Origin of the sequence: Actinocorallia sp. API 0066 (assembly GCF_020991275.1) — a bacterium.
GTDB lineage: Bacteria > Actinomycetota > Actinomycetes > Streptosporangiales > Streptosporangiaceae > Actinocorallia.
Window position 1 is genome coordinate 975,466 of sequence record NZ_JAJLQY010000001.1, and the last position, 23,689, is coordinate 999,154.

Consider the following 23,689-nt stretch of genomic DNA (forward strand, 5'->3'; position numbering starts at 1 on the left):
CTTACAGCTGGAGCCCTGTGAGCACCATGACCTTCTCGTAGGTGTAGTCCGCCATCGTGCTCGCCACACCCTCGCGGCCCACGCCGGACTGCTTGACGCCGCCGTACGGCATCTGGTCGGCCCGATAGGACGGGACGTCGCCCACGATCACGCCGCCGACCTCAAGCTCGCGCTGCGCCTTGAACGCGACGTCCAGGCTGCGGGTGAACACGCCGGCCTGGAGGCCGAACTTGGAGTCGTTGACCCTGGCGAACGCCGCGTCCACGTCGGCGGCCTTCTCGACCAGGAGGACCGGCCCGAACACCTCCTCGCAGGACACCTCGGCCGTCTCCGGCACGTCCGTGAGGACCGTGGGGGCGTAGGACGCGCCGTCCCGCTTGCCGCCGGTGAGGACGGTGCCGCCCGAGCGGTTCACCCAGTCCTCGACGCGCTCGGCGGCGTCCTGGCCGATCAGCGGGCCGACCTGGGTCCTGTCGTCCCACGGGTCGCCGGTGACCAGGCCCTCGACGGCGGCGACGAGCTTCGGGACGAACTTCTCGTAAGCCTCGTCGCCCACCACGTAGACCCGCTGCACGGCGATGCAGGACTGGCCCGCCTGGTAGTTCGAGAACAGGGCGGTGCGCTGGGCCGCCCAGTCGAGGTCGGCGTCCGGGCAGACGACGGCGGCGGCGTTCCCGCCGAGTTCGAGGACGACGTGCTTGCCCGGCACCGAGTCCCGGATCGCGTACCCGACCGGCCCGGAGCCGGTGAAGGAGACGATCGGAAGGCGGGGGTCCTCGGTGAGGGCGGAGGCACGGTCGTTCGGGACGGGCAGTACCGAGAACATGCCTTCGGGCAGATCCGTCTCGGCGAGCAGCTCGCCCAGCAGCAGCGCCGACAGCGGCGTCTTGGGCGCGGGCTTCACCACGACCGGCGCGCCGACCGCGATCGCCGGGGCGACCTTGTGCGCTGTCAGGTTCAGCGGGAAGTTGAACGGGGTGATCGCCAGCACCGGGCCGTGCGGGGCCCGCGCCACATAGGCGAGGCGGCCCTCGGCGGCCGGGTCGGTGTCCAGCCGCAGCGCGCTGCCGCTCCAGCGGCGCGCCTCCTCGGCGGCGAACCGGAACACCGAGACCGCGCGGCCCACCTCGCCCCGCGCCCACAGCAGCGGCTTGCCGTTCTCGGCGGTGATCAGCCTCGCGATCTCCTCCTTGCGCTCCTCCAGGCGGCGGGCCACGTGGGCGAGGGCCTCGGCCCTGACGTGCAGGGGCAGCGCGGCGGCCTTCTTGCGGACGGCGTGCGCGGCCGCCACCGCCTCCTCGACCTGGGCCTCGGTCGGCACGGCGGCCCGGCCGACCTCGCGCCCGTCCCACGGGTGCGTCACGACGATCTCGTCATCACCGGTGGCGGCCCGCCCGGCCAGCCAGAAAGGAGTAGCGCTCATGCCTCCACGCTAACCCCGCGCCGGGCCCCCGTCCCACTGTCCACTATGGATTGTGCCCCCTCCACAATGTCCCCTGCCCTGACGCGTCCCGCGCCCTGCCCGCGCCGGGCTCGCCGGGGCGGACGAGGCCCTGCTCGTAGGCGAAGACGACGGCGGCGACGCGGTCGCGCAGGCCCGTCTTGGCCAGGACGCGCGAGAGGTGGGTCTTGACCGTCGCCTCCCTGCCGTGCGGTCCGCGCGACGGCGTCCATGTGGCCGCGCGCCCGCTCCGGATCGACCTTGCCGACCTCGCTCGCCGCCCCCGCGTTCACCGCGATCACCGAGAGGGCGTGCGCGACGACGTCGTGCAGCTCCCGCGCGATCCGCAGCCGTTCGGCCGCGACCGCCTCCCTGGCCCGTTCCCGCACCCGCTCCTCGGCGGCCCGCACGGCCGCGTCACGGCGCCGCAGCAGCAGCCCGGCACCCCACGCGCCGACGATGAAGAAGACCATCACCACCAGCGACGACACGTCCGTCTCGGGCCCGTAGAACCGCAGCCGCTCGGCGCCCAGCATGCCGCCGAGCGCGAGCGCGCACCCGGCCGCCGCGCCCGCCGCCGACCGCGTGTACAGCGCCGTCGCGAACACCGCGAGCAGGATCGTCGGGAACGGCGCGACGGTGGCGGGCGCCGCGCTCGCGGTCGCCGCGCGCAGCAGCAGCGCCGCCACCGCGACCCCGAGCACCCCGAGCGGCGCCCGCCTGAGCAGCGCGACGGGCAGCGTCATCACCAGCGCGAACGCGATCTCGCCCGCGAGGGGGTCGGGCCCGTCCGGCAGCACTTCGAGCACCGCCCACACCGCGAGCCCCACGGCCAGTACAAGATCTGCCCGCCCCGACCCCCACGGCAACCCCGCCGGACCCCCCTCGGGCCGCCTCGCGCCCGCCGCGCCCCGCTCCCGGTCGTCGGCGACGGCGTGCGGCTCGGTCGCCGACGGGGCGGTCTGCGGGCCGGTGGGGGGTCGGGTGGTGGTCACGGAGGTGACGGTACCCGGCGGGGGCGGGACCGCCGTCTGTCTCCGGGATGATGCGGTTCATCCCGTGGAGGTGTCCGTGGGGGCTCGCGGGCGGATGTGGGTGGGATGTCCTGGTTCTTAGCTTTGCGGCATGGAGACGAGATTCTTTGTTCGGCCGGTGGCGGTGAGCGGGTTGCTGGGCGGGCTCGCGTTGGCGGTTACGGGGCTGATGCAGGCGGTGCGGCCGCAGGACGCCGAACCGAAGGTGACCGGGGAAGAGCACGTGATCCTCGGGCTGTTCGCGGCGGCGCTGGTGCTGCTGGCGCCGCTCGTGTGGACGCTCGCCGGGCTGGGTGGCCGGGCCGCGCGGGCGGGCGCGGCGCTCGTCGTGGCGGGGCACGCGCTGCTCGCGTTCGGCGCGACCGCCTCGAACCTCAACGGCGAGGACTACGCGTGGTTCCCGGCCGTGGCCGTCCCGGCGAACCTCGCGGTGCTGGCGGGCTCGATCACCCTGGCCGTGGGACTCTGGCGCGTCCCGGGCCTGCGCCCCTACGCCGCCGCGCTCCCGCTCACCTGGCTCTGCACGATCCCCCTCTCCCAACTCGGCGGCCCCCTCCTCGCGGGCCTCTACTGGCTGCTCGCCCTACGCCTTCTCGCCCTACGCGCCCCCACGCCCGCCGCCACGCACTGACCCCGCGCCCTCCGGAGGCGCCGCACGCCGCTCTGACGCCCTGACCCACGGCCCTCAGGGGTCGGGCAGGTCGCGCCAGAGTTCGGCGGCCCGGGCGAGGAGGTGGCGGAGTTCGGGGCCGGGGAGGACGGCGGCGTCGGGGGCGCGGCCCACGTGGAACGTCCACAGGCCCCAGATCTCGGCGACGTCGGGATCGAAGAGGCCCGCCCACTCGGGTGGGACGTCTTCGGGGTCGGTGAGCCGGGTGGCGGCGAAGGTGTCGGGGACGGTGATGCCGGGGCCGTCGGGGGCGAACCACTCGGCCCACGCCTCCTCCCGGCGGCGTCCCCTGAGCCGGGCCCAGTCCCGCGCGAACTCCAGGAGGTCCCGGAGGACGTGCAGCGGGTCGTCCGCGACGACGGGCCTGCCGTTCTCCATCCGCAGTGTCCGCACGGCCACAAGTCTGCCCGCCCCCGATTCGCCCGGCCATGGCTTTCCGAGGGTGACGGGTGGGTCAGAGGGTGCCTCGGCGCCATTCGTGGACGAGGAGGTAGGCGAGGTAGGCGCCGCCCAGGGCCATCGTGTAGATGCCGACGGGGAGGTCGTCGAACAGGGGGAGCTGTTGGGCGGCGAGGTCGGCCAGGGGGAGGAGGACGGCGCCGGTGAGGGCGGACAGGGCCAGGTGGGGGCCGGAGGCGTTCGTCAGGCGGCGGGCTATCTGGGGGCCGCACAGGGCGAGGAAGGCGATGGGGCCCGCCGCCGCGACGGCCGCCCCGGACAAGCCGATCGACAGCAGCACGGCGAGCGTCTTGGTGCGCGCGGGGGCGGCGCCCAGGGCCTCGGCCGTCTCGTCGCCCATCTCCACGACGGCGAGGTCGCGGAAGAGGAACAGGCAGACGGGAAGGGCGACGAGCAGCGCTGTCGCGGCCGTCAGCGCGTCGTCCCAGGAGGAGGCGTTGAGGCTGCCGTTGACGTACGCCTTGAGCACGCTCGCCCTGTCGCGTTCGACGGCGTAGACGACGTACTCGATCAGCGCGTTGGCGATGGCGGCCACGCCGATGCCCGCGACGACGAGCCGTCCCGGGCTGCGGAAGCCCGCGCCCGTCGCCAGGTACACGACGGTCATCGCGAGCGCCGCGCCGAGCACCGCGCCCACCGGGACGGGCAGCACGCCGGGGAACAGCAGCGCCGTCATGGCGGCGCCCGCCCCCGCCCCGGCGCCGAGCCCGATGACGTCGGGCGAGCCGAGCGGGTTGCGGGTCACCGACTGGAACAGCGCGCCGGACAGCCCGAACGCCGCGCCCACGGCCATCGCGGTGACCAGCCGGGGCCCACGGAGCCTTTTGATGACGAACGCGTCCTTGCCTTGCGCGCCACCCGTGAGCGCGGAAGGCAGGTCGGCGAGGGCGACGCCGAGCCTCCCCAGCGTGAGCGTCGCGACCGAAGCCACCGCGAGCAGCACCAGCAGGAGCGCCCCGATAGAGAGGCTGCGCACGCGGACGGGGAAGGCGAGGCCCGGAGCGACTCGGACGAGGCGCTTCCCGGCGGGCGCGGCGGCGGTCACGCCGTCCTCTTCATCCTGCGCACGGCGACGAGCAGGGCGGGCGCGCCGACGAAGGCGGTGACGACCCCGACCATGAGCTCCTGCGGGCGCAGCACGAGCCGTCCGACGACGTCGGCGCACAGCAGCAGCGCCGGGCCGAGCAGCGCGGAGAAGACGAGCTGCCGCCGGAAGTCGGCGCCGACGAGCGCCCGCACCACGTGCGGCACCGCGAGCCCGACGAACGCGACGGGCCCGACGGCGGCGGTGGCGGCGGCGCCGAGCACGGTCGCGGCGAGCAGCCCGACGGCCTTGGTCCGCGCGGGCTTCGCGCCGAGCGCGGCGGCCGGGTCGTCGCCGAGGGCGACGGTGTTGAGGGCGCCGCCGAGCAGCAGCGCGACGGCGAGGGCGCCGCCCGCGAGTGGCAGCACCGCCCACAGCACGTCGAAGCCGCGTCCGCCGAGCGAGCCGACGACCCAGTACCGGTAGCCGTCGAACACCTGCGGCCTGCTCAGTGTGACGGCCTGGACGTAGGCCATGAGGATCGCGGAGAGCACCGCCCCGGCCAGCACGAGCCTGACCGTGCCGGAGCCGCCGCCGCGCGTCCCCACGGCGTACACGACGAGCCCGGCGAGCAGCGCGCCCGGCAGCGACCACCACAGCGTCGCCAGCTGCCCGGAGACGCCGAGGTAGGCGCTCGCGGTGACGATGCTCGCGGACGCGCCGGCGGTGACGCCGAGCAGGCCGGGTTCGGCGAGCGGGTTGCGGGTGACGCCCTGCATGAGGGTGCCCGCGACGGCGAGGCTCGCGCCCGCCACGAGGCCGAGGAGGGTCCGGGGGTACCTGCTCTCCACGACGGTGGTGATGTAGGGGTCGCCCTGCCCACGCAGCACGTCCCATACGGCTCGGAAGGACGTCGGGAGGCTGCCGTGCGTGACGCTCGCCAGAAGCGCCACGGCGAGCAGCGTGAGCGCGAGGAGAAGGGTGAACGCCGACCGCGCGGCGCCGGGGCCCTTGCGCCCGGTGCCGCGCGGCGGCGTCGTAGCCGATGCGGCCATGCGCGGGGTTACCTGACCTTGGCGACGGCCTCGTCGATGAGCGGCAGGAAGCGTTCGATCGCCCACGGCACGGTCAGCGGGTTGATCATCGAGGAGGCGGTGACGAACGGCTGCTCGGTCGGCGCGACGATCGCGCCGTTGGCGATGGCCGGGATCGCCTTGTACAGCGGCTGTGCCTCGATCTCCTTGCGGTTCTTCGCGTCGCTGTAGAACGTGAAGACGATGTCGGTGTCCTTGAGCTTGTCGGCGTTCTCCAGGCCGATGACAGCCGACTCGGTGCCTTCGACCTCCTCGAACGTCTCGACGACCGGGTCGGGCCGCAGGCCGAGCGCGGCGACCATCTCGGCGCGCTGCTCGGTCGGGAAGAAGACGCCGAGGGTGCCGGGGCCGGTGTTGTAGATGTAGGAGAAGGTGTACTTCGGGTAGTCCGGCCGGGTCGCGGCGGCGTCCGAGAGCCGCTTCTTGATGTCGCCGATGAGGTCCTCGCCCTCGTCGGCCTTGCCCAGCGCCCTGGACACGATCTTGATCTGGTCCTGCCACGGGGTGCTCCACGCGGCGCCCGGGTAGGCGACGACGGGGGCGACGTCGCTCAGCAGGTCGAACTGCTCCTGGGTGACGCCTGACCACGCGGCGAGGATGACGTCGGGGTCGAGTGCGACGATGGCCTCGATGTCGAGTTCCTCACCGCCGGTGAACTGCTCGGGCAGCTCGGCGCCCTTGGACCTGACCGCCTCGTAGATCCACGGCAGGTAGCCGGTGTCGTCGCTGCCCCATGTGTACTCCTCGATGCCCACCGGGATGGTGCCGAGCGCGATCGCGGTCTCGGTGGAGCCCTGGCCGAGCGTGACGACGCGCTGGGGCTCCTCGGTGATGACGGCCTCGCCGAGCGAGCTGGTGATGGTGACGGGGAACGCCGCGGCGGAGGGCCGCTCCGGGGCGACCTTGTCGTTCTCGCCGGATCCGCACGCGCCGAGCAGGAGCGTGAGGGACGCGGCGGCCGTCGCCACGAGGGCGGAGCGGCGCGGGAGGCTGAGCATGGAGGTCCTTGCGATTCGGGCATGCGAAAACCGGCTGGGGGGACAACCGGAAACGGTAAGTTAGGCGAGCCTAAGCTAACCGGACAGCTACGGCAACTCGCCCTTAGGGCACCCCAACGAACGATCCGGGACGGATGTGTCCCGGACGGCCGGGACCCGGGTCACTGTCCGGGGCACCCGCCGCGCGGATCTGATGGCGGCATGCGACGACTCCCGGCGGCGCTGACCGCCTGCCTCGCGGCCGTGACGGTCTCGGGGTGCTTCGTGTCCTACCCGGACGCCCCCGAGCCCAGGCGGCCCGCCTCCGCGCCGGGAAGCCGGACCCTGCGCCTGCCCGCCGAGGCGGGCGGCCTGACGAGGGTGCCCGAGCGGAAGCCACGGAAGATCGACTTCGGACCTCCCCGGTTCGTCGGGAAGACCGTCAGCGCCTACTACCACCGGCCCGGCATCGACCCCGGCGCCCACCCGGCGGACCTCACGTGGGTCGTCGCCGTGGAGACGGCGCCGGCCGCGTCCGACGACCTCAGGAAGCGGCTGCTGCGCCAGGTGCTCGGCCGCGAGAACGACGACGCCGCCCTCCACGCCGAGACCGGCAGGGACGCCCCCGGCCCGCTCGGCGGCGTCTCCTACTGCGGCTTCGACGGCGTGCCTGAGGACGGCGCCGTGGTGTGCGCGTGGTCCGACCGGGCCAGCGCGGGCGTCGCCACCTTCCCGAGCGCGGCCAACAACGAGCCGGGACTCGCCGAGGCCGTCCGGCTGTTCGTCGCGTTCAGGCACGACATCGAGGGGTGAGTGCTCAGGCGGGCCGGGAGAGCAGCTCTTCGAGGCTCTTCGCGTGGTGCCCGGTGGCACGCTCGACGGTGTGGCTGACGGCAGACAGCTCACCCGTCCCGATGGCCTGGTAGGACGTCACCCAGCCCTCCACCTCCCAGGCGGGGGCGCCGTAGATGTCGCGGGTGCCGTAGGCGTCCTGGACCGTCTGGTCCACGTAGTCGACGCCGAGGAGGCGGGCGACGGTGGCCAGGGACAGCGCCTCGGGACCCGTCACGTCGTAGCGGCGGCCCCGGTGCAGCTCGGCGCGCGGCAGGATCGCGGCGGCGACCGCGGCCACGTCGTCCCGCGCGACGAACGAGCAGCGGCCCTGCCCCGCCGGGCCCTTGATGACGCCGTCCTGCACCAGGTGCGGGACGAGGTCCAGGTAGAGGTTCTGGCGCAGGAACGTGAAGTCCAGGCCGGAGGCGCGCAGATACACCTCGGTCGCCCAGTGGTCGCGCGCGAACGTGAACGTGGCGTCCTCGGCTGCTGACAGGAACGACAGGTAGACGACCCGGCTGACGCCCGCCGCGCGTGCCGCGTCTATCGCCGTCTTGTGCCGGGCGACCCTGTCGGGCGCCTCCTTGGCCGAGACGAGGAACAGCGTGTCCACCCCGGTGAGCGCCGCCGTCATCGTGTCGAGGTCGTCGTAGTCGCCGCCCAGGACGGGCTCCGCGCCGGGCAGCTCCGGCAGCCGTGACGGATCCCGCGCGACGAGCCGCTGCTGGTGCCCGGCCTTGGCGAGCAGCCGCGCGACGCGCCCCCCGACGTTGCCCGTCGCCCCCGTCACCCCGATCATGCGCGGACCAGCCTTTCGAAGAGATGGTCGAGTGTGCCGTCCGGATCGCCCGTCATGCCCGGATGGACCGGGCCGGGCTGGACGATGGTGCTGCGGGGGGCGGTGAGCCAGCGGAAGCGGCGGCCCAGGGACTCGGCGGCGGCGTGGTCGTCGCCCGCGCAGTGCGCGGCGATGCCCGCCAGCGCGCGGCGCACCTCGGTGAGCGCGGCGGCAGGGGCGAACGCCCGCATCCGCGCCTCGTCGTCGGTGAACCTGACCCCGAGGTAGTCATGCTTCTGACAGTAGACGACGACCCCGACATTCAGGCATTCGCCCCGTTCGAGGTCGGGGATGAACCGCAGGACGGCGTACTCGTAGGGGGTCACGGCAGCCACGCCCTCGGGTCGGCGGCGCGGGCCAGCAGCTGGGCCACGTAGGCGTCGCGGACGGCCCCGGCGTCGGCGAAGCCCGGCTCGCCGTCCAGCCACCGGTCCGGCACCAGCGCGACGACCTCGCGCAGCAGCTCCTCGGTGATGCGAGGCAGCAGTTGGGCTTCGGCGCCCTTGAGGTCCTTCGCCCACGGCTTGAACACGTGGTCGTCCACGTCGTAGGGCCTGCCGACGAGCTTGGCCGCCGACTTCCACGCGTGGTGGAAGTACAGGCTGGCGCCGTGGTCGATGAGCCAGACGTCGCCGTGCCACACCAGCATGTTCGGGTTGCGCCAACTGCGGTCGACGTTGCCGATGAAGGCGTCGAACCACAGGACCCGGCTGGCGAAGCCCGCCTCGGGCGTCCAGGCGAGCGGGTCGTAGCCGAGCGAGCCGGGCAGGAAGTCCACCCCGAGGTTCCAGCCCGGGGAGGCGTCCAGGAGGTCCTGGACCTCCTCGTCGGGCTCGTGCCTGGCCATCACCGGGTCGAACTCCAGGACGACCAGCTCGGGCACGGCGAAGCCGAGCCGGCGGGCCAGCTCGCCCGCGATGATCTCGGCGTTCAGGGCCTTGCGGCCCTGCCCGGCTCCGGTGAACTTGGCCACGTACGTGCCCAGGTCGGCGGCTTCGACGAGGCCGGGCAGCGACCCGCCTTCGCGGAGCGGCAGCACGTACCTGGTGGCTTGGACGATCGGCAACACCCGCCCAGGCTAGTACGGCCGTCGAGGGGTTTTACGGCGCGTAGATCTGGTAGGCGAGCGTGATGCGGCCCTTGGTGTTCCACTGGAGTCCCCACTGGGGGTTCATCACGGGGCGGTCCACCGCCTTGCGCAGCGACTTCAGGCCGACCTTGCGCATGGCGAGCCCGCTGTCGGTCGGGACGATGAGGCAGATGACCGCCTTCTTGGCGAACCCGCGGGTCTTCTTCTTGCCGACCGGCTTGTAGTAGCCGTCGCCGAACTCGCCCTTGGTGAGCTTGGTGTACCTGCCGGTGAGCGAGCCGTACGGGTGCTTCTTGCGGGCCTTGCCCACGCCGCCCGGCTTCACGTCGATGATCTTCTGGAACTTGGGCTGCTTGGCCAGGGAGCATGCGGGCTTGCGCTCGGGAGTGGCGGAGGCGGCCGTCGCGGGGACGACCGCCAGCGGCACGGTGAGCGCGACGACCGCGGCCAGGATTGTTCGCATCTGAACCCCATCGTGAAGATTGTCTGGGGTGTTTGATGCGGGCGGGTGCCGTGTGGTTCCGGCGGGTTCAGATCCGGTGGATGACCTCGTCGGCGAACCGCTCCATCGTGGCGATCTTCAGCTCGACGCCGGTGCCGTACTTCTCCTTCTCCCGCGGCGTCGCCGTCCACCAGGGCGCGGCCAGCGTCGAGGAGACGCCCCGGTCGCGCCACTTGCGGTACAGCTCCGCGGACGGCATCGCCGCGATGGGGGCGACGACGTCGAAGCCGTCAAGGGAGCGGCCGTGCGCGGCCAGGAGGCCCTCCAGCTTCACCAGGAGGGCCTCCAGGGCCTCCTCGGAGTAGACCCGGTTGCCGATCCAGCCGTCGCCGATCCGGGCCGCGCGGCGCAACGCGTGGTCGCTGTCGCCGCCGATGTAGACCGGCACCGGCGCGGCCGGGGCCGGCGCGATCCGCAGCGGGCCGAAGTCGAAGAACTCGCCGTGGTGCTCGACGTCCTCCCCGCGCCACACCTCGCGCAGCGCGGGGATCATCTCGTCCAGGCGGCGGCCCCGGGTGTGGAAGTCCTGGCCGGTCTGGAGGAACTCGTCCTTGCACCAGCCGACCCCCGCGCCCAGGGTGACCCGCCCGCCCGACAGGACCGAAGCCGTCGAGACGGCCTTGGCGACGGTGAAGAAGTCGCGGGCCACCGGGATGTAGACGTTCGGGGCGAACCTGACCCGTTCCGTCACCGCGGCCATGGCGCCGATCGTCACCCAGACGTCCGGCCAGTGCGTCTCGGCCCTGTAGGGCGGCTTCCCCGTCTTGGAGTAGGGGTAGGCCGCCTCGTACTCGGCGTAGAAGACGTGGTCGGAGACGGTGACGGTGTCGTAGCCCAGCCGGTCGGCCGCGCGGGCCAGCGGAAGGTACTCGGCCGTGTCGGCGAAGGAGGAGCCGAGCCAGAAGCGCATCTGCCGGGCCTCAGTCGGAGAACTCGGGGATGACGTGCTCGGCGAACAGCTCAAGGTTCCGCTTCACCGTGTCCAGCGGAAGCACGCCCTGCTGGCCCTGCATGAACAGGCCGAACCACTCCAGGTCGGGCATCCGGTCGAGCATGCGCTGGATGCCGCGCTTGACGTCGTCGGGTGTGCCGAGCAGCGCCATCTCGACCTCGTTCATGCGCTTGAAGTCGCCCTTCTCCGCGCTGATCGGCTTGAACTTGTCGTCCTCCTTCTTGCGGAGGACCTCCAGGTAGCCGAACGGGCCGAAGAACGAGGCGAAGTCCTTCTGCATGCCCTTGCCGTAGGTGTTGATGGCCTCCTCGCGGGTCTCGGCCATCCCGACGATCTTGAGAATGCCGGTGTGCTCGCCCAGCTTGTAGATCTTGCCGAGCTTGGCGCACTCGTCCTGGTACAGCTTGGCCTTCTTGGCGTGCTCGTCCGGGTTCGGGGTGAACATCCAGGGGAGGATGCCCTCCTGCGCGGCGCGGATGACCGAGCGGTCCGACACGGTGAACGGCTGCCACAGCTCCGGATGCGGGTACTGGTACGGCTTCGGGCACACCGAGATGCCCTGGATGACGCCGTCGTCGTCGATCTCGCCGGGGGTGCCGAACTTCTTGGTCCAGTCCTGGGCGGGCCAGCCCTCGATGCCGGAGAACGGCCTCGGCACCTCGTAGTCCAGGACGTCGCTCTTGTAGCGGAGGAGGTCCTCCGACCACGCGAGCTTCATGATCTTCAGCACCTCGCCGAAGACGTCGAAGTTGCGGTTGTCGGTGGCCGAGCCGTCCGAGCGGGCCGCGACCGCGTCCCAGCGTTGGCCGAGCACCTGCATCCAGCGGTTCTGGTAGCCGCGCGCGACGCCCAGGCGTAGGCGGCCCTTGGAGAAGTGGTCGAGCAGGGCGACGTCCTCGGCCGCGCGGATCGGATCCCAGGCGGGGAGCACGATGCCGAGCGGGGCGAGCAGGATGCGTTCGGTGCGGGCGGCGAGGTCGGTGAGGAACATCAGCGGGTTGACCGAGAACTCGAAGCCTTCCGAGTGGAAGTGGTGCTCGGTCATCATCAGCGCGTGGAACCCGACCTGGTCGGCGAGAACGGCGATCTCGCGGACCTCGTCCAGCAGGTTCTGGTAGGACTCCACGTCCCGGCCGATCGGGCGCTTGGCCACCGCGTTCTCCTCAGCGGCCCAGCCCGAGCCCGGGATCTGCGGGTTGAGGAAGATCGAGAACTTCACGGCGCATGCTCCTCGCGGTCGTCGGCGTCCGAGTGGGATTCGGCTCTCGCAAGTCTGGCAAAGCCCGGTCGAACAAGCAAGCGCTTGGGCGATTACTTCCGGATGTGACGCCAGGCACACGCCCCTCCGGACGACGACACCCCTGCCCGGAGCGTGCCTTCGGGGCGTCGCTGTCAATCCGCCCGAAAAGGGTCAGGTGGTGTGGCGTTCGCGGCGGGCCAGGCGGGTCAGCCAGGCGCGGAGGATGTGGAGGAACTCGGCGGGGCGTTCCTCGTGCAGGCGGTGGCCGTTGCCGGGGAAGACGTGCGTCTCGGCGCCCAGGGCCGTGTGCTCCCAGGCCGCGCGTTCGGCGTCGGCCCACAGGGACAGGACGGGCTGGGTCCTGCGCTTCAGGTACGCCTCCGACTGCGGGCGGACGCCGATCTGGCCCTCCGCTACGAACAGCGCGGCGAACACCTCGGAGAGGACGTGCGCGGGGGTGCCGAGAAGCTTGCGTTCGTGCCAGGCGCGGATCACGGGCGGCGTCGCGGACGTGTAGAGCGTGGCGTCCATGGCGAGGGCCGTCTCGTGGGGGTTCGCGCGCAGGCTCTCGGCGTACTGCGGCATGAAGGAGGCGACGTCCTCGCGCAGCCCGTAGCCGGGGTCCACGGTGACGACGGCCCGCACCAGCTCCGGATGCTCGACCGCGAGGATGCTGGCCACCTGCCCGCCCAACGAGTGCCCCACGACGACGGCCTTGGGGACGTCCAGGCGGACGAGGAGGGAAGCGAGATCCTCGGCCATCTCGGTAGGCACGTTGCCCGTCTCGGGGGCCGAAGAGTAGCCGTGCCCGCGCAGGTCGGGGGCGATGACACGGAAGTCCCGCGTCAGGTCGGGGAGGTGCCACACCCAGTCGTGCGAGTCGGCGCCCATACCGTGCACGAGGACGAGCGCGTCGGCGTCGCGCGGCCCGTCGTCGGTGTGGAAGAGGCGGACGTCGCGGAGGTCGGCGAACGGCATGGCAACTCCTTGAGCAAGCAATTGCTTGGTACAGTACCGGACATGCGCCTCGGCATCACCATGTTCGCGACCGATCACACCATGCCGCCCCACGAGCTGGCCATCGCGGCCGAGGAACGCGGCTTCGCCTCCCTGTACCTGCCCGAGCACACCCACATCCCGACCTCACGGCTCACCCCCGCCGCCGCCACACCGGAGACGACCGGCGCGGGCGAGGCGCGGTTCCTGCGCGGCACGTCCGGGGACGAGACGCTGCACGAGTCGTACGCGCGCAGCCTCGACCCGTTCGTCGCGCTGGCGGGCGCCGCCGCCGTCACGGCCACGCTGACGCTCGGTACAGGGGTCGCGCTGATGGCGCAGCGGGAGCCCATCGTCACGGCCAAGGCAGCCGCGACCCTGCACCACCTGTCGGGCGGGCGTTTTGTTCTGGGTGTCGGCTACGGCTGGAACCGGGAGGAGGCGGCGGGGCACGGCGTCGTCTGGCAGGAGAGGCGGGCGCTCGTGCGGGAGCGCGTCCTCACGATGCGCTCGCTGTGGCGGGACGAGGTCGCCTCCTTCGAGGGCGAGCACGTGCGGCTCGCGCCGAGCTGGGCGTGGCCGAAGGGCGACATCCCGGTTCTGTTCGGCGGAGGCGCGGGCCCCAGGCTGTTCGCCGCGATCGCCGACCACGGCGACGGCTGGATGCCGATCGGCGGCGCCGGGCTCACCGAGGCGCTCCCCAGGCTGGCCGCCGCCTACGAGACGGCCGGACGCGACCCGTCCACCGCCGTCGTCATCCCCTTCGGCACCCTCCCCACCCCCGGCAAACTCGACCACTTCGCCTCACTCGGCATCCGGGAGACCGTCCTGCGCGTCACCGCCGCCGACCGCGACACCGTCCTCCGCGAACTCGACGCCCACACCCGCTACCTCTGATCGTCGTAGCGGGGTCAGCGGGAGGCGGGGTCCTGGGCCAGGCCGGAGGTGATGAAGTGGCGGGGGGTGATGAACATGGCGGTGGACTCGACGGTGGTCCTGCCGTCGGGGGTGGTGATGGTGCCTTCGACCCAGGTCTTGCGGCCCTCGCGGCGGGCGACGCGTGCCTCCAGGCGCAGGGGGGTGTTGAGCGGGGTGGGGCGGCGGTAGCGGAGATCGAGCGTGGCGGTCATGCCGGGGGTGCCCGAGGAGGCGGCCACCATGCCGAGGAGCTGGTCGAAGACGGCGGCGCTGATACCGCCGTGGACGTAGCCGGGCGGGCCCTCGTAGACGTCGCCCAGGGTGAAGTCGGCGGTGACGGAGCCGTCCTCCTGGACCTCGAACGGGATGGGCGGCGCGACCGGGTTCACGACGCCCGTCACCGGGTTGCCGAGCTGGCCGAGCATGCCGTGGTCGGCGCTCATCGGCGGGGCGGGCAGCCGTGCCGCGTTGAGCCGCTCGGTGAGCGCCCGCAGCGCGGCGGCGGCCTCTTCCAGGTCGGCGTCCGGCGCGTCGGTGAACACGACGGCGTCGATCAGGGCGCGGACCTCGTCGGCGAGGCCGCCGACGGTCTTGACGCGTGCCTCACCGAGGAACGGGCGCTCCGGGGTCGGGACGGCCGGGGACTGGGTCATGGGCGACTCTCCTGCACCTGGAATCATTCTAGAATCGAATTCTAGACCGGCGTCCCCTCAGCCCAGGTAGGCGGCCCGCACCGAAGGGTCGTCCCGCACGTCGGCGGGGGTGCCCTCGGCGATGACCCGGCCCAGGTCCAGGACCACGATCCGGGCGCACGTGTCCATGACAAAACCGACATCGTGCTCCACGAGCAGCACCGTCGCGTCCACCCCCGCGAGCACCTCGGCGAAGACGGCCGCCTGCGCCGGATCCAGACCGGACGTCGGCTCGTCCAGAAGCAGCAGCTTCGGGGCGTCCACCAGGGCCCGCGCCAGCTCGACCAGGCGGCGCCCGCCGATGGGCAGCTCGGCCGCGTACATCGCGCGCAGGTCGGCGATGCCGCAGCGCTCCAGGGCCGCCTCCGCGCGCTCCCTGCGGGCCCGCTCGCGGGCGCCGCGGCCCGGCAGCGCCAGGAGGTCGGCCGCGAGGCCGCCGCCCCCTCCGCGCCACTCCAGGGCCGTCAGGACGTTCTCCAGCACGGTCAGCCGCCCGAAGACCTGCGGGCGCTGGAACGTCCGCGCCATGCCGGAGCGGGCCCGGCGGACGGCGCCGTGCCCCGTCACGTCCGCGCCGTCCACGAGGACCCGGCCCGCGTCCGGGCGGCGCAGGCCCGTCACCACGTCGAAGAGCGTGGTCTTGCCCGCGCCGTTCGGGCCGATGACCCCGCAGACGCCGCCCTTCTCGACGGTGAAGGAGACCTCGCCGAGCGCGCGCACGCCGCCGAACGCGACGCTGATCCCGTCAAGTGCAAGGCTCATGCCCGTCCCTCCTCGACCGGCCGTCCCGTGGGGCGGATGCCCAGATAGGCGGCGGTCAGCTCGTCGGCGTCCACCTCGGCGCGCGGGCCCGACCAGGTGATCCGGCCCTGCCCCAGGTAAGCGACGCGGTCGGCCAACTCCAGCGCCTCGTGCGCCTTCTCCTCGACGACGAGGAGCGCCACACCGCGCTCACGCAGCTCCCCGAACAGCGCGAACACCTGCCGGACGACGAGCGGCGCGAGGCCCAGCGACGGTTCGTCGGCGATCAGCACGTCGGGCGGGCGGATCAACGCGGGCGCAAGCGCGAGGATCTGCTGTTCCCCGCCGGAAAGGGATCCGGCCGGAAGGTCACGGCGTTCGGCCAGCCTCGGGAACCGCTCGTAGGCGCGCGCCCTGTCGACCGTCGAAGGCAGCCAGAGGGTGAGGTTCTCCTCCACGGTCAGCCCGGGGAAGATCCCCCTGCCCTCGGGGGCGAGGTACAGCCCTCGACGCGCCCGCTTGACCGCGCCCGTCGTGGTGATGTCGTCGCCGCCCAGCAGCACCCGCCCGGACGTGGGGGAGACCTCGCCCACGGCGACCGCGCAGGCCGTCGACTTGCCTGCGCCGTTCGCGCCGAGCAGCGCCAGCACCTCGCCCGAGCGGACCTCCAGGTCCACCCCGCGCAGCACCGTCGTGTCCCCGTAGCCCGCCACGACCCCTTCGAGCCGCAGCGCGGGTTCTTCTGACGGCCTCGTGCCGGGCCGCTCCACGGGGCTGTCCTCCACCTCGGTGTCCCCATGGCTGGAATCCAAGGGGCCTGCCGACCCGGTTCCACCACCCTCCGTGGAAGCCGCCTTCTTCCGTCTCCTTCGATACCGCTGCTCCGCGAACTGGGCGAGCACACCGTCCGGGTGCCTGGCCAGGATCATCCCGCCCAGCCCGAAGAGGATCGCCTCCACATGCGTCGAATCGGTGACGTAAGACAGGACCTCGTGGGCGACCCCCACGATGAGCCCGCCGACAACGGCCCCGCCTATCCGCCGCACCCCCTGGAGCACCACCACGGCGAGCCACACGAACCCGAGGTTCACCCGCAGGTCGGTCGCGTAGATCTGGCCCGCGAACGTCGCGAACAGCACGCCGCCGAGCCCGCAGACGGCCGAGGCGACCGCGAACAGGGTGAGCTTGGTCCGCACCGCCGACACCCCGGCCGTCCGCGCCGCGGTGGGCGCCGAGCGGACGGCGAGGATCGCCCGGCCCGAGGGGGAGCGTTCCAGGTTGCGGACGAGCAGCGCGACCACGCCGATCACCGCGAGCAGGAGCACGATCCGCGTCCTCGGGTCGCTCGTGTCGGTCGGGCCGAGCACGATAGCCGGGAACTTCCAGCCGAGGGTGCCGTTGCTGAACGCGTCGATCTGGAAGAGGACCTGGTCGGCGAGCAGGCCCAGCGCGAGCGTCGCGAGGGCCAGCACCTTGCCGCCGAGCCGCAGCGCGGGCAGCGCCACCACCAGCCCCGCCGCGACGGCCGCCGCCACGCCGAGCACGACCGCGAGCCCGAACGGCAGCCCGTGCCCGACGACGAGCCCCGCCGTCAGCGCCGCCAACGCCGCGAAGGACGCCTGCGCGAGGTTGACCATGCCGCCGATGCCCGTCACCACAACGAACGAGCAGAAGATCAGGGAGAACACCAGGCCCGTCGCGACGAGCCCCGCCCAGTAGTCGCCCGCGAAGAACAGCACCCACACCAGCCCGACGACCGTGCCCACGATCCACGGTAGGACGCGTCTCCAGGGCGGCAGATCCGCGAGGTAGTCCGGAGGCGGCGTGTCCTGCGCGACCGTACCGGCGACCCGCGTGCGCGCGCGGTTGAGCACAACCAGGCCGACCAATAGGAGGATCGCGGGTACGCCCGTCGCAAGGCCCGTCACCTGCTCGGTGAGGGAGCCTCCGTAGCCCGCCACGAGGTTCTGCACGACGCCCAGGGCGAGGCCCGCCGCGAACGTCCAGGGGATCGAACGCAGGCGGCCGAACACCGACGCCGTCGCGGCGGTGAACATCAGGACGGTGAAGGCGCTCTGGTCCAGGCCGAGCGCGGGCACCGCGAGGATCCCGGCGAGCGCGGCCAGCGCCGACGACAGCATCCACGCCTGCGCGGACGCCGCGTCGGCGTCCACACCCCGCCAGGTCGCCAGGGCGCGCTGGTCCACGGTCGCGCGCATGCGCAGGCCGAGCGGCGTGTGCCGCATGACGAGCCACAGGCCGAGCGCTGAGGCCGCCGCGAGCGCGAAGACAGCCAACTGGTCGGAGTCGAGACGCACGCCGTCCAGCGGCTCGTAGGAGGTCGGCGGCTGCGGGCCGAGACCGCGCGCCGACGCGCCCTCGGTGACCGAAGGCAGCCCCAGCACCTCCACCAGCCACAGGCCGAGCGCGGGCAACGCGATGAGAAGGCCGATCGTCGCGACGATCTGCTGGGTCTCCCCGGCCGTCGCCAGGCCGCGGAACATCAGCCGGTGCAGCACGTAGCCGAGCAGCGGCGCGAACACCGCGACGGTGAGCGCCGCGGCGGGCCAGGCGGGCCAGCCCCCGCCCGACGTCAGCTCGAAGTACAGCAGCGCGGCGACGAACCCGACGGCGCCGTGCGCGAAGTTGAACACGCCGGTGGCGGCGTGCGAGAGGGTCAGGCCGGAACCGAGCAGGGCGAAGATCGCGCCGGTCACGAGCCCGCTGAGGACGAGTCCGAGGAATTCGGTCAAGACGGCTCCCGGGGGGTCGGCGCCGCCCGGCCGCGCGGCCGGACGGCGCCCGAGGGCTACTTCAGCGGGGTGTTCGGGGTGCACCTGAGGTGCTGGGCCACCTCGAAGGCGGCACCCTTCAGCTGGACGAGAGCGCCGCAGCCATTGGGCTCCTTCTTGTCCTTCGGGTACTCGATACGGCCGAACCCGGGGTTCTCGTAGGTGAAGGACTCCGCGGCCTTCAGGAACGACTCGCGGGTGAGGTCCTTGCCCGCCTTCTCGGCTATCGCGAGGAACACGTCGGCCGCCCAGTAACCCACGGCCATGTGCTGGGTGAACTCGACAGCGCCGCCGCCGGACGCCTTGACGATGTCGTCGCGCATCTGCCTGGCCTGCGGGAGGTCGGACTCGAACGGCTCGAACTGCGGGGACGCCAGGACGCCGTCCAGGCCCGCCTTCAGCGCCGGGTCCTTCAGCACGATCGGGTCGTAGCTCGTCGCGTCGCTGATCGCGCCCTGGTACCCGGCCTTCTTCAGCGCGCCGAACAGCCCGGCGTTGAGCTTGGCCCCGGCCATGATGGACACGACGACGTCCGGCGGGCCGCCCTCCGCCTTCATGATCTTGTTGACGTACGGCAGCCAGTCCTGGGGAGGCGCGGTCGCCGGGATCGCCGCCGACGTGCCCGCGATCTTGAACCCGGCGGCGGTGAACGACTGGCTGATCGTGCTGACGCCCGTCTTGGAGGCCGTGGAGTCGGTGCCCTGGATCCACGCGCGCTTGCCCTCGGCCCCGCCGAGCTGCGCCGCGACCTGGCTGCCCCACCACGTCTGGGTGCCCGCGCCCGGCTCGGGGGCGAGGCAGCCGTTGTAGCCGAACGCCGTCCTGAGGCCGCACCACTGCGGGCCCGTCGCCCAACCGAACCACGGGACGCCCTGCTGCTCCAGGAAGCTGCCTCCGCCGAACGAGGGTGAGTTGACGGGGACGACGGCGAACACGCCGTCCTTCTGGACGAGCTTCTGCGCGGCGGTGGCGCCCTTGGCGGGGTCCATGCCGTCGTCCTCGGCGCCGGTGAACTCGATCCTGCGGCCGTGCACGCCGCCGTCGGCGTTGGCGCGGTCGAACCTGGCCTTGGCGCCGATCTCGGCGGCGCCGGTGGAGTAGCCGGTGGCGCTGGTCTTGGCCAGGATGCCGGCGATCTTGACGCTGGTGTCGGTGACTCCGGCGGCCCCGTCGCCCGAGCCGGTGTTCTCCGTGGTGGTACAGGCGGACAGGAGGGCCGTCGCGAGGAGGACGGCGGCCGCCGTGCGGGTGTGTCTGGGCATAGGGGGTGGACTCCCAAGCGGAACGCGGACCGGGCTAGTTGACCTAGCGCTCGTTTGATCCGGAGGGTACGCGCGGGTCTCGTACCAAGCAAGTGCTTGGTGTTACGGTGCTCGGTATGACGACGACAATGCGCGCCGCCGTGCTCCGCGAGTTCGGCGCCCCCCTGGAGATCGTGACGGTGGACGTGCAGGAGCCGCGCGCCGGCGAGGTGCTGGTGCGCGTCGCCGCGTCCGGCATCTGCGGCTCCGACCTGAAGACGCTCGACGGCAGGAGCCCCGTCGTCCGGCGGCTGCCCGTCATCCCCGGCCACGAGAGCGCCGGCGTGGTGGCCGCCGTCGGGCCCGGCGTGACGGGCGTGAAGGAAGGCGACCACGTCGTCGTCGCGATGAACGGGCCGTGCGGGCGCTGTCGCAACTGCACGCGGGGACGGGTGCACCTGTGCTCAGGCAAGTCCCGGATGGCCGCGATCATGGGGATGATGGCGGACGGCTCGACACGGCTTTCACTCGACGGCGAGCCGGTGACCCCCTACATCGGGATCGGGTCGTTCGCCGAGTACGCCGTCGTGTCCGAGGCGATGTGCGTCCGGGTGGCCGCCGACGTGCCGCTGGACCTGCTCTCGTTGACGGCCTGCGGCGTCGTCACGGGCGTGGGGGCCGTGTTCAACACGGCACGGGTGGAGCCGGGCTCGTCCGTCCTTGTGGTCGGCGCCGGCGGGGTGGGGTTGAACGTCATCCAGGGCGCCGTCCTCGCGGGCGCCACGACGATCATCGCCGCCGACGTGAACCCGGCCAAGTTGGACCTGGCGAAGGAGTTCGGCGCGACCCACACCTTGCTGTCCGAGGACCTCCCGAAGCAGGTCGGCGAGATCGTGCGCGGCGGCACCGACTACGCCTTCGACGTCACCGGCAACCCGGCCGTCCTCGTCTCCGCCTTCACCGCGACCCAACCAGGCGGCACCACCGTCATGGTCGGCAGCCCCTCCGCCCCCACCCTCGACATCCCCACCTCCGCCCTCTTCTCCTCCCGCCGCCTCATGGGCACCCAGGGCGGCGACGCCAACCCCGCCCGAGACCTCCCCCTCCTCGTCGACCTCTACCGCCAAAACCGCCTCAACCTGACCTCCCTGGCCACCGAACGCGTCCCCCTGGACTCCGTCAACGAAGCCATCACCAGAGTCCGCACCGGCCAGGTAGCCCGCTCCCTCCTCACCTTCTAACCCCCACGGGTGACGCGCCCGCCTGGCGCGTCACCCGCACGCGGGTTCCAAGCCCCGGGTAACGCGCCTGGTTGGCGCGTCACCCGCACGGCTCCGGGGTCAGTCGTCGAAGAGCTGGTCGGCGCTGGTGACGGTGGCGGCGCGTTCGATCCAGCGGTCGAGCTGGTCGAGGTCGGCGCAGGCCGTGATGCGGTCACGGACGGTGTGCGGCACCAGGACGCCCCGTGCCTTGAGGAAGGCCACGATCGCTTCCGCCTTGTACTTGGCTGCTCCGCGGGCTTCGCCTTCGGCGCGGAGGGAGTCGGTCCAGGGGCTGGAGTAGGAGAAGGGGACTCGTTCCATGCGCTGTTTTACGCTGCTTTCGACAGTGGACTTGGACGAGGCGGGCGTGGGTGACGCGCCTGGTTGGCGCGTCACCCGCGCGGGTCCGGGGTCAGTCGTCGAAGAGCTGGTCGGCGCTGGTGACGGTCACGGCGCGTTCGGCCCAGCGGTCGAGCTGGTCGAGGTCGGCGCACCCGGTGATGCGCTCCCGCATCGGGTTGGTCACGAGGACGCGGCGGGCACGGAGAACGGTGAGGATCACCTCGGCCTTGCCTTCGGCGCGGAGGGAGTCGGTCCAGGGGCTGGAGTAGGAGAAGTTCTCGCGCTGCATCAGGGTCTCCACGTAGGTGCGGGAGCGGGAGTTGAGGGTGCCGAGTATGAGGTTATGGTAACGGACGGCTTCGTCGGGGTCGGGAAGGGAATCTAGGGCGGTACAGACGGTTTTGAGGAGATTGCGGTTTTTGTTGCCGTGGGTCATGGCGGAGAGGGCGGCCAGGGGGAGGTTCTTTTGGGCGGTCTCCAGGGTGAGGGTTGTTGGGATGTTGGCGGGGCCGATGGTGAGGGGGCGGAAGATGAGGTCGGGGTGGCCGAGGTCGAAGCCTTCGGCGCACCAGTGGACGACGTTGGGGTCGGGGGTGAGGACGAGGAAGGCGACGGGGCAGCGGAGGTCGTGGCGGAGGCGGGCCTGGTAGAGGGGCCAGGCCCACTCGCGGGAGGGGTCCTTGCGGAGTTGGACCTCGAAGCAGACGGCGAACTCGACGGTGCCGGTGTGGTTGGTGAAGGTGATGGTGCGGTCGCGGGTGAGCTCGAACGGCTTGAAGTCGTTGGCGTCCTCCGGCCCCAGGGCGAGCGTGCAGTTGTGGGGCGTCTTGAGGCCCAGGGCGGTGCAGAAGTGGGACACGAGGTCAGGGTGCTCCCTGATGAGGATGGTGCGTGCCTCGTGGGCTGCGGAAACTGGCATGGCCGGGACAGTAGTGACACCTGGGGGAATTCGCCCGGCAAATCAAGCAATTCGGAATTGATTTGTCCGGGTTTGTCATTAAGGTGGTTTATGTCCCGGCGGGGCGGGTCGGGAAAAGTCATTCCTTGAGTGGATCGGGCAGGGCTGGGAGAGGTCCGCAGGGGATTGTCAGTGATTCCTTAATGGCGCGGTGAAGATTGGCTCTTGTCCCGGTTCGGTGTGGTTCGTCGGGGGTAGTTCCTGCCGGACAGGGGTAGTCCGACAGTGAACGGAGACTTCTGTCGGCCCTCGGGGGGAAGCCATGGCCGAGAAGAACCGCGCGCGGGATCTTATGCATCCCGGGGCGCGCACGCTGGAAGCGCACGAGACCCTGGACCGGGCGGCGCAGCTCATGCGCGAGGAGGGCGTCGGCGCGCTGCCCGTCGTCGGGCCCGACGGCAGGTGCACAGGAATCATCACCGACCGCGACATCGTGCTCAAATGCGTCGCTGAGGGGTACGACCCGGCGAAGGTGACGGCGTCCGACGTGGTGGGCGGGCTGTACTTCTGCCCGCCGGACGCGACCGTCTCCCAGGCGCTGGAGATCATGGAGAAGCACCGGATCCGGCGGCTCCCGGTGATCGAGAACGACGCGATCATCGGCATGATCAGCGAGGCCGACCTGGCCCGCCATCTGCCGGACACGCAGCTCACCGAGTTCGTGCACCGGATCTACACCGGCACCGCCTGACCGCGTTCTGTCCCGCCGGGCCTGGGGCCGGGCGTCTTGCGAGCCCGACTTCGTCGGGAGCGCCCGCCCCGGGCGGTCGGTGGTTCAGGTGAACCGCTGGCCGCCGTTGACGTCGAGGACCGCCCCGGTCGTCGCGGCCGACAGGTCGCTCGCGAAGTGCAGGACGGCGCGGGCGACGTCCTCCTCGGTCGCGATCCGCCGCAGCGCCATCGCGGCGGTGTCGCGCGCTCGGATCTCCTCGTAGGTGACGCCCTCGGCTTCGGCCCGCGTGCGCATCCAGTCGTCCAGGACGGTGCTGGCGATCCACCCGGGCGCGACGCAGTTGACCCGCACCCCGTGGGGCCCGAGCTCGTCCGCAAGGCAGTGCGACAGTAGGTGGACGGCGGCCTTGCCCGCCGCGTAGTCGCTGCGCCCCGCATATCCGGTCCGGCTGGACATCGACGTCAGGTTGACGATCGAGCCGGACCCCTGCGCGACCATGTAAGGCGCGACGTGGCGGCAGGAAAGCAGCGTCCCGTAAGCGGCGATGTCCACCACGGCCCGCCACTGCCGGAGATAGGCGTCGTCCATGTCGAGCACGTTCTTGCGGTGCGTTCCGGGAAAGGCCGCGTTCACCAGGACGTCGATCCGCCCGTATGTCTTGTGGACGCGTTCCGCGAGCGCCCGTACCTGCGTGGGCTCCGTGACGTCCGTAGGGACGGGCAGCGCACCGCATTCGGAGGAGATCTCCTCAAGGGTGGCGGTCGTACGCGCGGCGACAGCGACGTTCGCGCCTTCGGCGGTCATGAGCCGGGCGAGGGTGCGGCCGAGCCCGGGACCGGCTCCGGTGATGATCGCGGTCTTCCCGTCGAGCAGCATGCGCGCACTGTACCAAGCGATTGCTTGTTTGGTACCGTGCGGG

At 72.0% G+C, this 23,689-nt stretch carries 24 protein-coding genes and 1 pseudogene; 5 read left to right on the forward strand and 20 right to left on the reverse strand.

The window, feature by feature from the left end; translation table 11 throughout:
* Position 1: 1 nt before the first annotated feature.
* A complete protein-coding gene (locus LO762_RS04555; RefSeq protein ID WP_230612701.1) occupies positions 2 to 1,423 on the reverse strand; it encodes an aldehyde dehydrogenase family protein in 1,422 nt (473 codons plus the stop codon).
* A gap of 281 nt (positions 1,424 to 1,704) precedes the next feature.
* A pseudogene (locus tag LO762_RS33350) lies at positions 1,705 to 2,187 on the reverse strand (histidine kinase dimerization/phosphoacceptor domain-containing protein); the annotation flags it as partial.
* A 379-nt stretch (positions 2,188 to 2,566) separates the two neighbouring features.
* Here LO762_RS33350 and LO762_RS04565 point away from each other — a divergent pair.
* A complete protein-coding gene (locus LO762_RS04565) occupies positions 2,567 to 3,106 on the forward strand; it encodes a hypothetical protein (protein ID WP_230612703.1) in 540 nt (179 codons plus the stop codon).
* 54 nt (positions 3,107 to 3,160) lie between these two features.
* Here the strand turns inward: LO762_RS04565 and LO762_RS04570 are convergent, their stop codons facing one another.
* From LO762_RS04570 to LO762_RS04585, 4 genes are all read right to left on the reverse strand, one after another.
* Positions 3,161 to 3,538, reverse strand: coding sequence for a hypothetical protein (locus LO762_RS04570; RefSeq protein ID WP_230612705.1), 378 nt, complete (start codon positions 3,536 to 3,538; stop codon positions 3,161 to 3,163).
* A 61-nt stretch (positions 3,539 to 3,599) separates the two neighbouring features.
* Positions 3,600 to 4,649 (reverse strand): iron chelate uptake ABC transporter family permease subunit, encoded by a 1,050-nt coding sequence (locus LO762_RS04575; RefSeq protein ID WP_230612707.1) that lies wholly within the window; start codon positions 4,647 to 4,649, stop codon positions 3,600 to 3,602.
* Complete coding sequence (locus LO762_RS04580) at positions 4,646 to 5,683, reverse strand: iron ABC transporter permease (protein ID WP_230612709.1); 1,038 nt, start codon at positions 5,681 to 5,683, stop codon at positions 4,646 to 4,648. The genes LO762_RS04575 and LO762_RS04580 overlap by 4 nt, the downstream gene beginning before the upstream one ends.
* Positions 5,684 to 5,691: 8 nt before the next feature.
* On the reverse strand, positions 5,692 to 6,720 hold the full coding sequence (locus LO762_RS04585; protein ID WP_230612711.1) for an iron-siderophore ABC transporter substrate-binding protein: 1,029 nt from the start codon (positions 6,718 to 6,720) through the stop codon (positions 5,692 to 5,694).
* Between the two features lie 201 nt (positions 6,721 to 6,921).
* Here LO762_RS04585 and LO762_RS04590 point away from each other — a divergent pair, with 201 nt between their 5' ends.
* Positions 6,922 to 7,512 carry a hypothetical protein gene (locus LO762_RS04590; protein WP_230612713.1) on the forward strand — a complete coding sequence of 197 codons (591 nt, stop codon included), beginning with the start codon at positions 6,922 to 6,924 and terminating at the stop codon, positions 7,510 to 7,512.
* Between the two features lie 4 nt (positions 7,513 to 7,516).
* Here LO762_RS04590 and LO762_RS04595 read toward each other — a convergent pair whose 3' ends face one another.
* The 7 genes from LO762_RS04595 to LO762_RS04625 all read right to left on the reverse strand — a co-directional run bounded on the left by LO762_RS04595 (position 7,517) and on the right by LO762_RS04625 (position 13,133).
* Positions 7,517 to 8,332 carry an SDR family oxidoreductase gene (locus LO762_RS04595; protein ID WP_230612714.1) on the reverse strand — a complete coding sequence of 272 codons (816 nt, stop codon included), beginning with the start codon at positions 8,330 to 8,332 and terminating at the stop codon, positions 7,517 to 7,519.
* Positions 8,329 to 8,697, reverse strand: coding sequence for a DUF3037 domain-containing protein (locus tag LO762_RS04600; protein ID WP_230612715.1), 369 nt, complete (start codon positions 8,695 to 8,697; stop codon positions 8,329 to 8,331). The genes LO762_RS04595 and LO762_RS04600 overlap by 4 nt, the downstream gene beginning before the upstream one ends.
* A complete protein-coding gene (locus tag LO762_RS04605; protein ID WP_230612717.1) occupies positions 8,694 to 9,440 on the reverse strand; it encodes a HipA family kinase in 747 nt (248 codons plus the stop codon). Before LO762_RS04605 ends, LO762_RS04600 begins: the two co-directional genes overlap by 4 nt.
* Positions 9,441 to 9,471: 31 nt before the next feature.
* Positions 9,472 to 9,924, reverse strand: a complete 453-nt coding sequence (locus LO762_RS04610) for a hypothetical protein (protein WP_230612718.1) — start codon at positions 9,922 to 9,924, stop codon at positions 9,472 to 9,474.
* A 67-nt stretch (positions 9,925 to 9,991) separates the two neighbouring features.
* A complete protein-coding gene (locus tag LO762_RS04615; RefSeq protein WP_230612720.1) occupies positions 9,992 to 10,873 on the reverse strand; it encodes a TIGR03619 family F420-dependent LLM class oxidoreductase in 882 nt (293 codons plus the stop codon).
* A gap of 10 nt (positions 10,874 to 10,883) precedes the next feature.
* The gene (locus LO762_RS04620) at positions 10,884 to 12,134 is read right to left on the reverse strand and encodes an LLM class flavin-dependent oxidoreductase (RefSeq protein ID WP_230612722.1); all 1,251 of its coding nucleotides are present in this window, start codon (positions 12,132 to 12,134) and stop codon (positions 10,884 to 10,886) included.
* A 192-nt stretch (positions 12,135 to 12,326) separates the two neighbouring features.
* A complete protein-coding gene (locus tag LO762_RS04625) occupies positions 12,327 to 13,133 on the reverse strand; it encodes an alpha/beta fold hydrolase (protein ID WP_230612724.1) in 807 nt (268 codons plus the stop codon).
* Between the two features lie 42 nt (positions 13,134 to 13,175).
* On the opposite strand from LO762_RS04625, the gene LO762_RS04630 reads away from it, so the two are divergent.
* Positions 13,176 to 14,048 carry a TIGR03619 family F420-dependent LLM class oxidoreductase gene (locus LO762_RS04630; RefSeq protein WP_230612726.1) on the forward strand — a complete coding sequence of 291 codons (873 nt, stop codon included), beginning with the start codon at positions 13,176 to 13,178 and terminating at the stop codon, positions 14,046 to 14,048.
* 14 nt (positions 14,049 to 14,062) lie between these two features.
* Here LO762_RS04630 and LO762_RS04635 read toward each other — a convergent pair whose 3' ends face one another.
* The 4 genes from LO762_RS04635 to LO762_RS04650 are packed head-to-tail and all read right to left on the reverse strand — an operon-like array spanning position 14,063 to position 19,556.
* Entirely contained in the window at positions 14,063 to 14,722 is a 660-nt protein-coding gene (locus tag LO762_RS04635; RefSeq protein ID WP_230612728.1) for a PaaI family thioesterase, read from the reverse strand.
* A 57-nt stretch (positions 14,723 to 14,779) separates the two neighbouring features.
* Entirely contained in the window at positions 14,780 to 15,523 is a 744-nt protein-coding gene (locus LO762_RS04640; protein ID WP_230612730.1) for an ABC transporter ATP-binding protein, read from the reverse strand.
* Positions 15,520 to 18,255 (reverse strand): ATP-binding cassette domain-containing protein, encoded by a 2,736-nt coding sequence (locus tag LO762_RS04645; protein ID WP_230612732.1) that lies wholly within the window; start codon positions 18,253 to 18,255, stop codon positions 15,520 to 15,522. Before LO762_RS04645 ends, LO762_RS04640 begins: the two co-directional genes overlap by 4 nt.
* A gap of 56 nt (positions 18,256 to 18,311) precedes the next feature.
* Positions 18,312 to 19,556, reverse strand: a complete 1,245-nt coding sequence (locus LO762_RS04650; RefSeq protein WP_230612734.1) for an ABC transporter substrate-binding protein — start codon at positions 19,554 to 19,556, stop codon at positions 18,312 to 18,314.
* A 116-nt stretch (positions 19,557 to 19,672) separates the two neighbouring features.
* Between LO762_RS04650 and LO762_RS04655 the strand changes: the two genes are divergently transcribed.
* Positions 19,673 to 20,776 (forward strand): alcohol dehydrogenase catalytic domain-containing protein, encoded by a 1,104-nt coding sequence (locus LO762_RS04655; RefSeq protein ID WP_230612736.1) that lies wholly within the window; start codon positions 19,673 to 19,675, stop codon positions 20,774 to 20,776.
* Between the two features lie 99 nt (positions 20,777 to 20,875).
* On the opposite strand, the gene LO762_RS04660 is transcribed toward LO762_RS04655, so the two are convergent.
* Positions 20,876 to 21,118, reverse strand: coding sequence for a hypothetical protein (locus tag LO762_RS04660; protein ID WP_230612738.1), 243 nt, complete (start codon positions 21,116 to 21,118; stop codon positions 20,876 to 20,878).
* Positions 21,119 to 21,209: 91 nt separating this feature from the next.
* Positions 21,210 to 22,058, reverse strand: a complete 849-nt coding sequence (locus LO762_RS04665; RefSeq protein WP_230612740.1) for a hypothetical protein — start codon at positions 22,056 to 22,058, stop codon at positions 21,210 to 21,212.
* 301 nt (positions 22,059 to 22,359) lie between these two features.
* On the opposite strand from LO762_RS04665, the gene LO762_RS04670 reads away from it, so the two are divergent.
* Positions 22,360 to 22,788 (forward strand): CBS domain-containing protein, encoded by a 429-nt coding sequence (locus LO762_RS04670; RefSeq protein ID WP_230612743.1) that lies wholly within the window; start codon positions 22,360 to 22,362, stop codon positions 22,786 to 22,788.
* A gap of 84 nt (positions 22,789 to 22,872) precedes the next feature.
* Here the strand turns inward: LO762_RS04670 and LO762_RS04675 are convergent, their stop codons facing one another.
* On the reverse strand, positions 22,873 to 23,646 hold the full coding sequence (locus LO762_RS04675) for an SDR family oxidoreductase (RefSeq protein WP_230612746.1): 774 nt from the start codon (positions 23,644 to 23,646) through the stop codon (positions 22,873 to 22,875).
* Positions 23,647 to 23,689: the final 43 nt, after the last annotated feature.